The sequence below is a fragment of the Dysgonomonas sp. Shenzhen-Wh21 genome, from assembly GCF_043392705.1.
Lineage (GTDB): Bacteria > Bacteroidota > Bacteroidia > Bacteroidales > Dysgonomonadaceae > Dysgonomonas.
Map to the genome: position 1 here is coordinate 1 of NZ_JAIXHZ010000223.1, position 16,716 is coordinate 16,716.

The 16,716-nt window shown below is 36.6% G+C and carries 12 protein-coding genes and 1 pseudogene; all 13 read left to right on the forward strand.

Annotated features, from left to right (window positions below; translation table 11 throughout):
- A pseudogene (locus LDB17_RS14765) lies at positions 1–152 on the forward strand (DUF1343 domain-containing protein); the annotation flags it as partial.
- A 12-nt stretch (positions 153–164) separates the two neighbouring features.
- Positions 165–1,643: a sodium:solute symporter gene (locus LDB17_RS14770; protein ID WP_252636447.1), complete on the forward strand. Its 1,479-nt coding sequence runs from the start codon at positions 165–167 to the stop codon at positions 1,641–1,643.
- A gap of 10 nt (positions 1,644–1,653) precedes the next feature.
- The gene (locus LDB17_RS14775; RefSeq protein WP_252636448.1) at positions 1,654–3,111 is read left to right on the forward strand and encodes a glycosyltransferase family 2 protein; all 1,458 of its coding nucleotides are present in this window, start codon (positions 1,654–1,656) and stop codon (positions 3,109–3,111) included.
- Positions 3,112–3,196: 85 nt separating this feature from the next.
- Complete coding sequence (locus LDB17_RS14780; RefSeq protein ID WP_252636449.1) at positions 3,197–4,150, forward strand: DUF4922 domain-containing protein; 954 nt, start codon at positions 3,197–3,199, stop codon at positions 4,148–4,150.
- A complete protein-coding gene (locus tag LDB17_RS14785) occupies positions 4,135–5,430 on the forward strand; it encodes a SpoIID/LytB domain-containing protein (RefSeq protein WP_252636450.1) in 1,296 nt (431 codons plus the stop codon). The genes LDB17_RS14780 and LDB17_RS14785 overlap by 16 nt, the downstream gene beginning before the upstream one ends.
- A 25-nt stretch (positions 5,431–5,455) precedes the next feature.
- Positions 5,456–7,318: an MFS transporter gene (locus LDB17_RS14790; protein ID WP_252636451.1), complete on the forward strand. Its 1,863-nt coding sequence runs from the start codon at positions 5,456–5,458 to the stop codon at positions 7,316–7,318.
- A 22-nt stretch (positions 7,319–7,340) separates the two neighbouring features.
- Entirely contained in the window at positions 7,341–8,576 is a 1,236-nt protein-coding gene (locus LDB17_RS14795) for an exo-beta-N-acetylmuramidase NamZ domain-containing protein (protein WP_252636452.1), read from the forward strand.
- A gap of 128 nt (positions 8,577–8,704) precedes the next feature.
- The gene (locus LDB17_RS14800) at positions 8,705–9,874 is read left to right on the forward strand and encodes an acyltransferase family protein (RefSeq protein WP_252636453.1); all 1,170 of its coding nucleotides are present in this window, start codon (positions 8,705–8,707) and stop codon (positions 9,872–9,874) included.
- Positions 9,871–10,728, forward strand: coding sequence for a BadF/BadG/BcrA/BcrD ATPase family protein (locus LDB17_RS14805; RefSeq protein WP_252636454.1), 858 nt, complete (start codon positions 9,871–9,873; stop codon positions 10,726–10,728). The genes LDB17_RS14800 and LDB17_RS14805 overlap by 4 nt, the downstream gene beginning before the upstream one ends.
- A 6-nt stretch (positions 10,729–10,734) precedes the next feature.
- Positions 10,735–11,568 carry an N-acetylmuramic acid 6-phosphate etherase gene (gene murQ, locus LDB17_RS14810; protein ID WP_252636455.1) on the forward strand — a complete coding sequence of 278 codons (834 nt, stop codon included), beginning with the start codon at positions 10,735–10,737 and terminating at the stop codon, positions 11,566–11,568.
- A 180-nt stretch (positions 11,569–11,748) separates the two neighbouring features.
- Positions 11,749–13,041 (forward strand): DUF1080 domain-containing protein, encoded by a 1,293-nt coding sequence (locus LDB17_RS14815; RefSeq protein ID WP_252636456.1) that lies wholly within the window; start codon positions 11,749–11,751, stop codon positions 13,039–13,041.
- A 177-nt stretch (positions 13,042–13,218) separates the two neighbouring features.
- A complete protein-coding gene (locus LDB17_RS14820) occupies positions 13,219–15,315 on the forward strand; it encodes a prolyl oligopeptidase family serine peptidase (protein WP_393925121.1) in 2,097 nt (698 codons plus the stop codon).
- 197 nt (positions 15,316–15,512) lie between these two features.
- The coding region (locus LDB17_RS14825) for a hypothetical protein (RefSeq protein WP_393925122.1) at positions 15,513–16,716 on the forward strand (1,204 nt) is incomplete at its 3' end.

Sequence of the window (16,716 nt, forward strand, 5' to 3'; positions counted from 1 at the left end):
TTACTCCTTTTTTTGAAAAACTCATTGGGGTAAGTTATGTACGAGATATGATCAAACAAGGAAAATCTGCCTCAGAGATTAAAGAAATGTGGAAAGATGACGTTGAAAACTTCAAGAATCAGCGGAAGCCTTATTTATTATACGAAGAATAAAAAAACAGTTGAATGAGTCCTATATTAGTACTATTAACTATAGCATTTTATTTTAGCATACTCTTTGCCATATCATATATAACAGGGCACAAAGCAGACAATCAGGGATTCTTTACCGGAAACCGTAAATCGCCATGGTATGTCGTTGCCTTTGCTATGATTGGATCTGCTATATCTGGAGTAACTTTTGTATCTGTGCCGGGTATGGTTGCCTCCAGTGGATTTTCGTATATGCAAATGGTGATGGGGTTTGTTGTTGGACAATTTATTATTGCATTTGTTCTGGTTCCTTTATTTTACAAGATGAACCTGACATCCATATATGAATATTTAGAAAACCGCTTTGGTATTGCATCATATAAAACAGGTGCTTGGCTCTTTTTCATATCTAAGATGCTGGGAGCTGCTGTTCGATTATTTCTAGTATGCATCGTATTACAACTATTAGTTTTTGCACCACTTAAGCTACCTTTTATTCTGAATGTGGTGTTCACTGTGGGACTGGTATGGCTTTATACATACAAGGGTGGAGTAAAATCATTAATATGGACGGATTCTTTAAAAACATTCTGTTTAATTGTTTCCGTAGGATTATGTATCTATTATATTGCCTCAGACTTAGGTCTTAATTTTTCGAGTATGTTATCAAGCATTAACGAACATGATTTCTCTAAAACTTTTTTCTTTGATGATATAAATGATAGACGCTTCTTTTTCAAACAGTTTCTTGCCGGCATATTTACTGTAATAGCCACAACGGGACTAGATCAAGATATGATGCAGAAAAATATGAGCTGTAGGAATTCCAGCGATTCTCAAAAAAACATTATTATCAGTGGTTCTATGCAATTAATAATTAATCTATTGTTCTTAATGCTTGGAGTTTTATTATATACCTATGTATCTCAGAATAATATATCTATTCCCGGAAAAAGCGATGAAGTATTTCCTCTACTAGCCACCGGCGGATATTTTCCCTCTATAGTAGGCATATTGTTTATTATCGGTCTGATATCTGCGGCCTATGCTGCTGCGGGATCGGCCCTGACCGCTCTAACCACATCTTTTACAGTAGATATACTGGAAAGTACAAAGAAAAAATCAGAGAAAGGGGTAGCACAGATACGGAAAAAAGTTCACATAGGCATGGCTATAACGATGGGACTGACAATCATCATAATAGACCTACTTAACAATACCTCCGTTATTGATGCCGTATATATTCTGGCTAGCTATACGTACGGTCCGATATTAGGCTTATTTGCCTTTGGTATTTTTACGAAAAAGGCAGTTAAAGACAGATATATACCATTAGTTACAATTATAGCACCTGTAATCTGTTTTATTCTGGATAAAAACTCCGAAATATGGTTCAACGGATATAGGTTTAGCTACGAAATATTAATTATAAATGCTATATTAACATTCATAGGATTACTTATCCTTACAACTAAAAATAAATCAACAGTAGAATATTATCAAACGAAATAAACTGAAAACGATGAAGATAAATTGTTTTATACCTTTTCAAAGCGTAAGTCAAGCAAAAGAGACTGTATTATCTCTTAAGGAATCTGAGTTAGTAAATAAAATATATCTGCTAAAAGAAAACGATAATCAAGAAACCATTGAAGGTTGCGACATATTAGATATAGATACGCTACGCTCAACAGCGACAATAAAGAAAATAGCATCTAAAGCCGACGCTGAATATACCCTGATCTACACGAAGTCTGCAAGTCTACGCCTTGGCATGTTCGCCTTAGACCGTATGTTGCAAATCGCAGCTGACTCAGGAGCAGGAATGGTGTATGCCGATCATTATCAAATAGCAAATAACGAAAAGAAAAACAGCCCTGTAATCACATACCAGAAAGGGAGTTTGCGCGACGATTTCAATTTCGGATCAGTATTAATATACAAGTCTGATAGATTGAAAAAAGCTGTAGCCGATATGGAGACAGAATATAAGTTTGCAGGAATATATGATCTTCGATTAAAAGTATCTCAACAAGCCGAGATTGTACATATAAATGAATATTTATATACAGAAATAGAAAACGATACCCGTAAAAGCGGCGAAAAAGTTTTTGACTACGTAGACCCCAAGAATCGGGAAGTACAAATTGAGATGGAAAAAGCATGTACAGAACACCTGAAGAAAATTGGTGCATACTTAGCTCCTAACTTCCGAAAAGTAGAATTTGATCAGGTAAACTTTGAGTACGAGGCTTCGGTAGTAATTCCTGTCAGAAACCGTATCAAAACGATTTCTGATGCGATAAAATCTGTACTAAGCCAGAAAACAAACTTTAAGTTCAATCTTATTATTGTAGATAACTATTCTACCGATGGCACTACCGAAGCTATTGAAAAATTTACAGACGAACGCCTTATCCACGTTATTCCCGAAAATAAAGAACTGGGAATAGGAGGCTGTTGGAATGCCGGTGTACACCACCCGAAGTGTGGAAAATTTGCAGTCCAATTGGATAGTGATGATGTATATTCTGATGAAAATACCTTGCAAAAAATAGTAGATGCATTCTACGAACAAAACTGCGCCATGGTAGTAGGAACATATATGCTTACTGACTTCGATATGAAGATGATACCTCCGGGTATTATTGATCATAAAGAATGGACACCAGACAATGGGCGAAACAATGCATTGCGTATAAACGGATTGGGTGCTCCACGTGCATTTTATACGCCGGTTCTGAGAGAAATCAAAGTACCGAATACCAGTTACGGAGAAGATTATGCGTTAGGCCTACATTTTTCGCGCAACTACCAAATAGGACGTATATATGATGTCTTATATCTCTGCCGCCGTTGGGATGACAACTCTGATGCATCATTAGACATAGTGAAGATGAATGCACACAATACATATAAGGATAGAATTCGTACATGGGAAGTTGAAGCTCGTATTGCTCTTAACAAAAGCAATAGGTAATTGTAATTAAAAAAGTTTGAAAAAATGAGGGTTGGATTTACTACTCATGAAAAAGCCCTCATTTTTTGATACCAAATAAAAAGATATGGATCGTACATCTAAAGAAGCAAAAGAACTATTACAATCCCAGTTGAAAGAATGGGATTTGGCAAGAATAAATTTTGAAGCTCTCAATTGCGTAAAAACAAAAGAGGTTCTATTTGATGGATTTAAAATAAGAGTTCAATTCAATCCTGCACGCATTCAATCGTCTGCTGCAAAAGTAGATGCGAAATCCATACAGGAAAGAAAATGCTTTCTTTGTCCTAATAACTTACCAAAAGAACAAAGAGGAATTGACTTTGCCAAAAACTATCAGATACTTGTAAATCCATTTCCTATTTTTCCTGAACACTTCACAATACCAACATACGAGCATACCGATCAACTTATCTTCAACAGATATGGTGATATGTTCGACTTGGCAAAAAGCCTGTGTGAATATACTATATTTTACAATGGACCTAAATGTGGGGCTTCAGCACCCGACCACGCGCACTTTCAGGCGGGGATAAAAGGATTCTTGCCAATAGAAAATGACATAGAGTCCCTACCAAAAGAAACGATATATACAAGCGAATCAACAGCGGCTTCTGTATTAAAAAACTATCAAAGAAATTGTTTTTTGATTGAGACAAAAGATAGAGAAGAAGCCATCCGTTTTTTTAAGCTGTTATATAATCTCCTTGAGATAAAAGAAGAGGACACAGAACCAATGATGAATATTATCACTTGGTACGACAATGACATATGGTACAGTTGCGTCTTTCCTCGAGAAAAGCACCGTCCGGCTTGTTTTTTTGCCGAAGGTGAAGAAAACTTGCTAATCAGCCCTGCCTCTGTAGATTTGGGAGGTGTATTTATTACCCCTCTTGAAAAAGATTTTGAGAAGATTACGAAAGATGACATCTCTCTCATATTAAAAGAGATATGTATCGACAGCCAACAAATGCAGTCTATTACCGATAAGATAAAACAAAGCGTATGGAACCAAAAGTAAGTGTCGGCATTTTATGGAATAAAAAAATAACTTTTATTCTCAATGATGCCTATTTATACCAAGGACAAGAAGCCTCTGGAGAAAACACCGTTTCTTTCATCGATGGAAAAATCGTATGGAATGGAAACGCCTATAGTGAATTATATTTCGAACCAAAACATAAAAATGCATCATTCACTATTAAAGATGTAGTAATCGGTATCAACTTCCACTGGGAACGCAAGGAGGATCAAGAGTTTCAAGGAGCATTGAAACTAATAGTAGAGAATGATACTATCACCGCAATCAACATCATTGGTGTAGAAGATTATCTGACAAGTGTTATCTCCTCCGAGATGAGTGCCACTGCTTCCCTCGAATTACTAAAAGCTCATGCAGTGATATCTCGCAGTTGGCTCTTAGCCCAAATAGAAAAGAATCGTGAAATTATTGCACAAGAAGAAAAATATACCACTTTTATCGAAACCGAAGATGAAAGAATTCGCTGGTACGACAGAGAAGACCACGTTAATTTTGATGTTTGCGCAGACGACCATTGTCAACGTTATCAGGGCATAACAAGAGCCAACTCAAATATTAACATCGTTAAGCAGGCAATAGAAGAGACCAGAGGACAAGTACTAAAGTCTGAAAACAAAATATGTGATGCTCGCTTCTCTAAATGTTGCGGAGGAATTGTCGAGGAGTTTCAAAACTGCTGGGAAGATACAAAATTCCCCTACCTAGTAAAACTAAGAGATGATGACAGTACAAAGGATATACCTGATCTGACACAAGAACAGGAATCGATAAGATGGATACATACTCGTCCTTCTGCATTTTGCAATACGCAAGATAAAAAGATATTGAGTCAGGTTCTGAATAATTATGATCAGGAAACAACCGACTTTTATCGTTGGCAAGTAGTATATACTCAAACAGAATTATCCGAATTGGCATACAGACGTTCGGGGATAGATTTCGGAAGAATTCAAGAACTAATCCCTATAGAAAGAGGAACATCAGGACGATTAATCAAGCTGAAAATAGTAGGATCTAAGAAAACCATGACCATCGGCAAAGAATTGGAAATCAGGCGTACTTTGTCCGAATCTCACTTGTACAGTTCCGCTTTTACTGTCGACAAAAAAGATGATCAATTCATCTTAACAGGAGCCGGCTGGGGACATGGTGTTGGCCTTTGCCAGATAGGTGCTGCAGTTATGGGTGAAAAAGGCTATCAATACAATCAAATATTGTTGCATTATTATATCGATGCAACTATTGAAAAGTTATATTAAATAAATTTACACGAAGGATAAAACCATGAAAGAAAATAAAAAATCACCGTGGGCATGGATTCCATCTCTTTATCTGGCTGAAGGACTGCCTTATGTTGCGGTAATGACCATTTCGGTGATCATGTATAAACGAATGGGTATATCAAACACAGATATAGCCCTGTATACCAGCTGGCTATATTTACCGTGGGTGATCAAGCCCTTCTGGAGTCCATTCGTAGATTTATTAAAAACAAAACGTTGGTGGATAGTAACTATGCAAATACTTATCGGTGCAGGATTTGCAGGAATTGCTTTTACTATTCCCCTACCCGTCTTTTTCCAAGCAACACTGGCATTCTTCTGGCTATTAGCATTTAGCTCTGCCACTCATGATATTGCGGCCGATGGATTTTATATGCTAGGATTGAACACTAACGACCAAGCAAAATATGTGGGAATCAGAAGTACCTTTTATCGTATTGCTACCATTATGGGGCAAGGTATACTTATTATTCTTGCAGGCTTTCTGGAAAGTACATCCGGATGTGAGCCTCTGAAAGTGAATATCGATGTATCCCCACAATATACCCAATCTACTCTATTTGTACCGGAAGTACAAAATATTACTGAAAAAGATGGGGATATACACTTCATCGTAAATGAAGCTGTAGTAAAAATCGGTACGCATGGAGTAAATAAAGATAGTCTCAAGGTCTTTATGGATAGTGTTGCAAAATTAAATCAGAACAATGGATTTACAGCAAAAGAGCATACTTCAAATACACTAATTATAGAAAAGGAAGAAAGCTTATGGACTAAGAATGTATCCAAACCTTTGGGAAACTGGATAAAAACAAATTTCGGCGAAAAACGATTTGTAGCCAAGTCTGAGCATACCGGCAACATAGCATTAGTTGCTGTATGGTTATCTAAACGTCCCGAAGATGGGAAAGAGATGATTTTAAACACGTCGATAAATAGAGGCGACAATAGCATTTCGCTGATACATGGAGAAAGGCTCGCCTTTACCGAAAGTAACTGGAATAAACCCGCATACCTTATTTTCCAGGTAGATCCCACATTAACTACTGCTAGTTCAGCCGAATATAAAGGACTATCGGGAAATATTCCTTTTGCATGGTCTATTACCTTCTTCGTATTAGCAGGATTATTTATATTCTTCAGCTTTTATCATCGGGTTGTGTTACCTAAGCCTGATTCAGATAAACCTCACCAACATATTACAGCCAAATCTATATTCAAAGAGTTTGAAGTTACATTCTGTTCGTTTTTCAAGAAACCTCAAGCAGCAGCAGCAATATTTTTTATGTTGACATATCGTTTCTCCGAAGCCCAATTACTAAAACTGATCAATCCATTTTTATTAGATTCGAAAGATATCGGAGGATTGGGATTAACTACAGGTGAAGTAGGATTGGTATACGGTACGATCGGTATTATCGGGCTTACACTAGGTGGTATTATAGGCGGATTTGTGGCGGCAAAGGGCGGATTAAGGAAATGGTTGTGGCCAATGACACTAAGCATGCTGCTTACTATTGCTACATTCCTATATCTAAGCTTTACACAAACTGATAGCCTTATAATAATAAATATCTGCATTTTTATTGAGCAATTTGGTTACGGATTCGGATTTACAGCTTATATGTTATATCTCATTTATTTTTCAGAAGGAACACATAAGACTGCCCATTACGCTTTCTGTACAGGCTTTATGGCATTGGGTATGATGATTCCGGGTATGTTTGCAGGATGGCTGCAAGAACAATTAGGATACAATCACTTCTTCATTTGGGTAATGATCTGTAGCATTATTCCGATCATTGCAGTTTCTTTACTGAAGATAAATCCAAGCTATGGTAAAGCAACGGATAAAGAATCTTAAAAACAATAAAAAGCAATCAACAATGAAAAAAGTATCTATAATATTATCACTATTATTATTCTTCTCTTTTACAACCTTCGCCCAGAAGATAAAGATTAAGACAGGAATTGAAGTTTTAAAAGAACAAAACTTTAAAATATTGGAAGGAAAGCGTGTGGGACTTATAACAAATCCTACAGGGGTAGACAATAATATGATATCGACTATAGACATTCTTCATGAAGCAAAGAATGTACAGTTAGTTGCACTTTTTGCTCCCGAACATGGAGTCAGAGGTGATGCGCACGCAGGAGATCATGTAGATAATGTAACAGATCCGAAAACAGGATTACCTGTATATTCATTACATGGAAAAACACGTTTTCCTTCTGCCGAGATGCTTAAAAACATTGATGTGCTGGTATATGATATACAAGACATAGGTTGCCGGTCATTCACTTACATTAGTACAATGGGACTAGCAATGCAGGCTGCTGCGGAAAACAATGTCGAGTTCGTAGTTCTCGACAGACCAAATCCTCTGGGTGGTTTAAAAGTTGAAGGCGGATTGGTTGACGACAAATTTATTTCCTTTGTAAGCCAATTTAAAATACCTTATGTATATGGGTTGACTTGCGGCGAGTTAGCATTGTTGCTAAACGGAGAGAATATGCTAAGCAAACAGTGTAAACTGCAAATAGTAAAAATGAAAAGCTGGAAGCGTAAAATGACGTACGAGCAAACAGGATTGCAATGGATTCCATCTTCACCTCATATTCCACAACCAATTTCAGCAGTTATGTATCCCGTATCCGGAATCTTAGGAGAATTAGGCTATATGTCTATCGGTGTAGGTTATACAATTCCGTTCCAGATGTTTGCTAGCCAATGGATCAAAGCCAGCGATCTGGCAGATAATCTTAACAAATTAAACTTGCCGGGGATACATTTCAGACCAATATATCTGAAACCGTTCTATTCTGTAGGACAAGGAGAGCAACTGGAAGGTGTACAAGTACATATAATGAATTATGAAAAAGCTCGTTTATCCGAAATACAGTTTTATGTGATGCAGGAAATAGCTAGATTGTATCCTGACAAAGCTATTTTTGACAATGCGAATGATAAACGCTATAGAATGTTTGACCAGGTTTCGGGAAGTGACTATGTAAGACTTACATTTGCTAAGAATAATAGATTCGATGATATAAAAGATTTTTGGTATAAAGAAACAGAACCTTTTAAAAAGACATCAAAAAAATATTATCTATATAAATAGTTATTTGAGATACCAATTTGAAAATTACAAAGTAAAAGGTTACAATATAAACGTACCGAGAAAGTGTCACTTTTGTCACCTTTTAGCACCATAACACCTGATTATAAGCAATATAAAAAAAGTAACAAATGACTCAAAAACCAAGCAGCAGACTCCTATCTCTCGACATACTGCGGGGAATAACCATTGCCGGAATGATAATGGTAAATAATCCGGGTTCGTGGAGCTATGTATATGCGCCTCTGGGACATGCAGCGTGGCATGGACTAACTCCTACCGACTTGGTTTTCCCATTTTTCATGTTTATTATGGGAATATCAACTTACATCTCGTTAAGAAAATTCAATTTTGAGTTCAGCAAGCCTACACTCTTCAAAATTCTAAAAAGAACGGTAGTTATATTTCTCATCGGGCTTGGATTGGGCTGGCTTTCATTGTCATTCAGAACATTTAATAGTCTATCGAGTGAAGATATCGGCTTTTTTGAAAGATTTATAACAGCCATTACAAACTTCGAGCATATCCGAATACTCGGCGTTATGCAACGACTGGCACTTACATACGGTGCTACAGCTCTGATAGCTATATTTGTAAAACATAAGTATATACCTTATATCATAGTCGTTACACTCATTGGATATTTTTTACTGCTCTTATTTGGCAACGGGTTCGACTTTAGTGAAGACAATATCATTTCAGTGCTCGACAGAGCTATTTTGGGTATAGATCACATGTATAAAGATAGCGGTTTGGCAATTGATCCCGAAGGACTATTAAGTACCATACCGGCAATCTGCCATGTATTAATAGGATTCTGTTGTGGAGAAATTCTCCTAACAACCAAAGACAATAACGAGCGAATACAACGTTTATTTATAATTGGAGCGGTAATGACATTCTTGGGCTTTTTACTTAGTTACGGTTGTCCGATTAACAAAAAAATATGGTCTCCTACATTTGTTTTGGCAACATGTGGGTTAGCATCAACGTTACTTGCTCTTCTGATATGGATCATTGATATAAAAGGACATAAAAAATGGAGTGTATTTTTTGAATCATTCGGTGTAAATCCTTTATTTATATATGTTGCAGCAGGCATTTTCTCTATTTTGCTCGGAAACATAATTTTTACGTATTACGGAAATATAATTAATTTAAAAAATTTCATATACCAAATCTGCCTACAACCTTATCTGGGTAATTACCTCGGTTCGCTTGTATATGCCCTCTTGTTTGTAGGATTTAATTGGATAATAGGAAACATATTGTATAAAAAGAAAATCTATATTAAAATATGATATTATTAGCAGATGGCGGCTCTACAAAGGTCGATTGGCGTTTAGTAGAGGGTACTAAAGAGATCAAACAGATTTCTACCAAAGGAGCAAATCCGTTTTTTCGGTCTCGAGAAGATATTAGTGAAGAAATAAAGAAAGTTATTAACCCCGTCCTCAATGGACACACAATAGATTCTGTACATTTTTTTGGTGCAGGCTGTGCATCTCCCGAAAAGAATAAAATTGTAAGAGATGCGATAGCCGATAACATAAAGACATCTCACATTGAAGTAAATAGTGATTTAGTTGCGGCAGCAAAAGGACTATGTGGGACAAAAAAAGGCATCGCTTGTATCTTGGGCACAGGATCAAACTCTTGTTTTTACGACGGAGAAGAGATTGTTGAGAATGTTTCTCCGCTGGGCTATGTCTTAGGTGACGAAGGAAGTGGCGCCGTACTTGGACGCTTATTCTTAGGGGCATGCCTGAAAAACCAGCTAACAAAAGGGTTGAAAGAAAAATTCCTGAAAGAGTTTGATCTCACTCCTGCAACTATTCTGGATATGGTATATAGACAACCCCTTGCTAATCGTTTTTTGGCAAGTTTATCTCCGTTTTTGGTAGAGAATATACACGATAAAACGGTGTATGATCTAGTATACAATGCTTTCAAAGACTTTTTTGTAAAAAATGTGATGCAATATGACTACAAAAATAATGATGTGCATTTCACCGGGTCGGTAGCATACTATTATAAACATTTGGTGCGCAAAGTTGGTGCTGACTTAAATATTAAGGTAGGTATCATCTCTCAGTCTCCGATGGAGGGCCTCATAAAATACTATGCAGGCGAATGTCAAACAATACATAATTAATTCAACATGGCTTTTGTAAAGATAACAGAGCAACCGTCGCTATATGACAATCTAGAGAACAAGTCTGTACTTGAACTCTTGACAGACATAAACAATGAAGATAAAAAAGTAGCTTTAGCTGTAGAAAAGGCGATACCACAAATAGAAAAACTTGTTTCGCAAATAGTACCCCGGATGCAACAAGGAGGGCGTATTTTCTATATGGGAGCAGGAACTAGCGGACGTCTTGGTGTATTGGACGCTTCCGAAATTCCACCAACATTTGGTATGCCAAAAACATTGGTTATCGGGCTCATTGCAGGAGGTGATACAGCATTGCGCAATCCTGTAGAAAAAGCCGAAGACAATATGGAATCTGGGTGGACTGAGTTACAAGCTCACAACATAAATGATAAAGATACAGTAATTGGGATTGCAGCATCAGGTACAACGCCATACGTTGTAGGAGCTTTACGTGAAGCTCGCAAACATGGAATCCTTACAGCATCCATCTCTAGCAATCCCGATTCGCCTATTGCTCAGGAAGCAGAAATAGCAATAGAAATGATAGTTGGGCCTGAATATGTTACAGGTAGTTCGCGCATGAAATCTGGCACAGGTCAAAAAATGATATTGAATATGATCACTACGGCTACTATGATAAAGTTAGGACGGGTGAAAGGTAACCGAATGGTCAACATGCAATTATCGAATGCAAAACTTGTAGACAGGGGAACACGCATGGTATCCGAAGAGTTAGGGTTGGATTATGAACAAGCAAAGCATCTACTGTTACTACATGGTTCGGTTAAAAAAGCTGTGGATGCATACAGAGCAGATAAAAATAATCGCTCTAAATAATGTATATATAGACATCTATTATTCAGAAGTTTATAGATTCATTTCATAACATAGCATCATTTACTCATTTGTCAAAAAAGACAGATTTATACGAAGTGTTGCCACTGATCAGTAAGTGTTTTATTCATAATTCATTATCTTTACCGATAAGTTTAACCTATTTATAAACCAAAATCAAATATGATGTTTACAATTAAAAAACAGACTCCTAAAATCCTACTGACACTATGCTCCATTGTGGCAGTATCTTTTACAGCCTGCATCGGTGGAGAAAAGCCTAACACTCTGACCGAAAAAGAGAAGCAAGAAGGTTGGCAACTTTTATTTGATGGAGAAACACTTAATGGATGGCGCGACTACAATGGCACATCACTCACTGAGCCTTGGCATGTTGTAGATGGCTGCATTCAGGCAAAAGGTGATGGTAGCGATGCCAGTGGATACATTGTTACAGAGAAACAGTATGAAAATTTCGAGCTATCTTGGGATTGGAAATTATCGAAAGGTGGAAATAGCGGCATGCTATATCATGTAGTGGAAAGACCGCAATATAAAGTACCGTATGTTACCGGCCCTGAATACCAACTGATAGATACTCCTAATTTCGCAGAAAAACTAGAAGCCTGGCAAGATTTGGGTGCAGATTATGCTATGTATATCCCCGATACGACAAAAATGAAAGTCAATCCTCATGGAGAATGGAACAATTCGAAAATAGTATTTGACAATGGTCATGTAGAACACTGGTTGAACGGTGTAAAGATATTAGAATTCGAAGCATGGACTGATGATTGGTTCGAACGAAAGAATAGTGGAAAATGGAAAGATGCTCCAGAATACGGACTGGCGAAAAAAGGTGTATTATGTCTTCAGGATCATGGATATCCGGCATCGTTCCGCAATATAAAGATTAAAGAACTACCAACGAAATCGAAAGAAGTAAATCTGTTCAACGGGACTGACCTGAAAGGCTGGGACGTTTATGGAACAGAAAAATGGTACGTACAAGATGGACTTTTGGTATGCGAAAGCGGCCCTGACAAACAATATGGATATCTCGCTACGCGCGAATATTATGATAATTTTGACCTGACTGTTGAATTTAAGCAAGAAGCAGATGGTAATTCGGGAGTATTTATCCGTTCGTTTATCGAAGAAGATGTAAAAGTGAATGGCTGGCAAGTAGAAGTAGCGCCTAAAGGTCATGGAACAGGTGGCATCTACGAATCGTACGGTAGAGGATGGTTGATACAAATACCAAAAGAGAAAGAAGAGTTTCTTAAAGTTGGCGACTGGAATACCATGCGTATACTTGTTCAGGGTAACAAAGTAACGACATGGCTTAATGGACAAGAGATGGTCAACTTTGATGATAAGAAAATCGGTGCAGGACAAGGACGTATAGCACTTCAAATACATGATGGTGGCGGCATAAAAGTTCTATGGCGTAATTTAAAGCTAAAAACACTGTAATAAAATAGTAATTTATATAGACTTAATAGAGTGGCGGTTATATCTTAATCGCCACGCTTATTTTAGAATCCTAAGATATTATGCGATTGAGTATAAATATATGATTCCTACAGACTAATTAAAGTTGTATGTATTACAAAAAACCAATACCTTTGAAGCCATAAAATAAATAAGTATATGAAATATAAATCCATTATGGCATTAGTTTTAGGTGCAGTCTTGGCCGCATGTAATTCTGCCGACAAGAAGGCAAATTCAGAAAAAGATGAGCCCATCATAGGCAAAGCCTCCGTAAAGGTAGAAAACGGAATAATGACGCCCGAAGTATTATATAGTTTTGGACGCGTATCTGATGTTCAGGTCTCACCGGACAAATCGAAGATATTGTATGGTGTGACTTATGTAAGCATTGAACAGAATAAAACAAATAAAGAGCTATTTACGATGAATGTAGATGGTTCTGACAAAAAACAAATAACACAGACTCCTAAAAGCGAAAACAATGCTATTTGGGTGAAAGGAGGAAATAAGATTGCCTTTTTGAGTAGCGAAAGTGGATCTTCTCAAATATGGGAAATGAATCCAGATGGTAGCGGTCGTAAGCAAATAAGCAATATAGAAGGTGATGTTAATGGGTTTTCTTATTCTCCTGACGGGAAAAGAATTATGTACATCAAAAACATAAAATTCGGAGAGCGTACAACAGACCGTTACAAAGATCTGCCTAAAGCGTCAGGACGAATTATTGATGACCTGATGTATAAACACTGGTCTGAGTGGGTTGAAGAAATCCCTCATACTTTTGTTGCTGATTTCGATGGAGAAAAAGTATCAGACGGAATTGATATTCTTGGCGATGAACCATACGAATGTCCAATGCTTCCATTTGGAGGTACCGAGCAGTTGGCTTGGAGCCCTGATAGTAAGTCCATCGCATACACATGTCGCAAGAAAAAAGGATTGGAATACGCTTTGTCTACCAATTCAGACATTTATCTATTCAATATAGAAAGTAAGCAGACCGAAAACCTCACAGAGGGGATGATGGGATATGATATAAACCCTGTATTCTCTCCCGATGGCAAATATATAGCTTGGCAAAGTATGGAACGTGAAGGCTACGAGTCAGACAAAAACAGAATGTTTGTCATGAATTTAGCAACAAAAGAAAAGACATACGTGACCGAAGCATTCGATTATAATACCGATTTCCTTTTGTGGAGTGATGACAATCAAAGCATTTATTTTGTTTCTTGTGTTGAAGCTAAAACTCAATTATTCCAGGCTTATATTCACACAAAAGAAATAAAACAAATCACCAAAGGCGATCATGATTATGAATCATTTGAGATAGCCGGAGACAAACTTATAGCACTTCGTCATTCATTATCTAAGCCGAATGAAATATACTCTATAAATATTTCTACAGGAGAAGCAACTGAACTAAGTTTCGAAAACAAAGATATACTCAGCCAATTAACGATGGGCAAAGTAGAGGAACGCTGGATAGCGACTACCGATGGGAAGAAAATGCTAACATGGGTTGTTTATCCTCCAAACTTTGACCCGAATAAGAAATACCCGGCAATATTATACTGCCAGGGAGGACCTCAAAGTACTGTGAGCCAGTTTTGGTCTTATCGTTGGAATTTACAAATGATGGGAGCTAACGGATATATCATTGTAGCCCCTAACCGTAGAGGTTTACCTGGCTTTGGTCAAGAATGGCTAGAGCAAATAAGTAAAGATTATGGCGGTCAGAATATGAAGGATTATCTTTCTGCAATTGATGCTTTAGCAAAAGAGCCTTACGTAAATGCAGACAAATTAGGATGCACAGGCGCTAGTTATGGCGGGTTCTCGGTATATTGGTTAGCCGGAAATCATAACAAACGGTTTAAGGCATTCCTTGCGCATGCAGGAATCTTCAATTTGGAAGCCCAATATCTTGAAACTGAAGAAATGTGGTTTGCAAATTGGGACTTAGGCGGTTCTTTCTGGGATAGAAGTAATTCTATTGCTCAACGCTCGTATGCTAACTCTCCTCATAAATTTGTAGACAAGTGGGATACCCCTATTATGATTACTCATGGCGAACTTGACTATCGAATTCTTGCATCTCAAGGTATGATGGCATTCAATGCTGCAAAACTTAAAGGAATTCCGGCCCGAATGCTGATTTATCCAAACGAGAATCACTGGATATCTCAACCTCAGAACGGAGTTCTGTTCCAGAGAGAGTTCTTCCGTTGGTTTGACGCATACCTAAAATAAAAATTTAGCACTCATATAAAAGGTTATTATCTTAATTGGTAATAACCTTTTTTGTTTGCTCTATTTAATTCTATTATTATTAATCTACACAACGAAAATTTAACTATTTTAGAACAAACATTTGTTAGATTAAAAAATATAAAAAGTAACTTTGTATATAGAGAAGTATACAGTTTTCACATTGAAGTTTACGAATTATGAGATATATAAGATTATTTGTTATTCTAATCTTAGCCTTTACGTGTTTTGCATGTAACCCCGGATCAGAAAATGCTGAAAGGTATATTTTTGAAGCAGAATCACTTATAGACAACAAGCCCGACAGTGCTCTTGCTCTATTAGATTCTATTTTATATCCCGAGAATCTCAATAAAGAAAAGTTCAACAAATATAATCTCTTAAGAATTCAAGCTAGAGATAAAAGCAACAAGGATATTTCGAAGGATACTATAATCTTCAATGTAAAAGACTATTATATAAAACATAATGATATGGTTAACGGAACTCTCGCTTGCTTTTACACAGGAAGAGTTTTGAAAGATCAAAAAAAGAACAAGGAGGCTATGGGTGCCTATATGGAAGCCGAAACCTATGCAGACCAAACAATAAACAATTTCAATATTAAAGGGTTAATTCAATCACATATCGGATATTTGTATTATAATGAACTATTGCAGGACGAATCCCTTATCCGCTTTAAGAGAGCTGCCAATTATTTTGAAAAAGCAGGAAACTATAAGAATGAAGCTTTTTCGCTGAGAGATATAGGAAACAGTTTTTTGTTGAAAAAGGAAAATGACAGTGCGTTCTATTATTATCAAAAAGGACTTGAAATTGCCGATATTACAAAAGACTCGATTTGTCAATCAAACATAAGGCATAATCTAGGACTCATATTTAAAAAAGAAGGGAATTTTGCTAAATCAAAAGAATATCTGAATAAAGCGATCCCTTTCGCTAACAGCAGCATTACCAGAGCTAAAATATACTCGTCTTTGGCGCAAGTACTTTATAGTGAAAATAAAAGTGATTCAGCTATTTTCTATTTTGAGAAATCTCTAAAATTTTTGAAAGAGAGTAATGATCCATTTCTAACATCTAGAATATATGAATCTTTATCTATGATAGAAGAAGAAAAAAACAATTATAGACAAGAATTAGAATATAATAAAGATTGTATTAATAATCTTTATAATATTTATGAAAACAATGAAAATCAAGCTATTCTGGATATACAGAAAAAGTATGATTATGAGCTGGTAAAAAACACGAATAACCGACTGTTAATTCAAAGGCAATTTTTGTTTATCATATTATTAGGACTTGGACTTACTACGCTTATTATAGGGTTCTTCTTTTATTATAAAACACAGAAAAATGGTAGAGAATTATTAGAAGCTG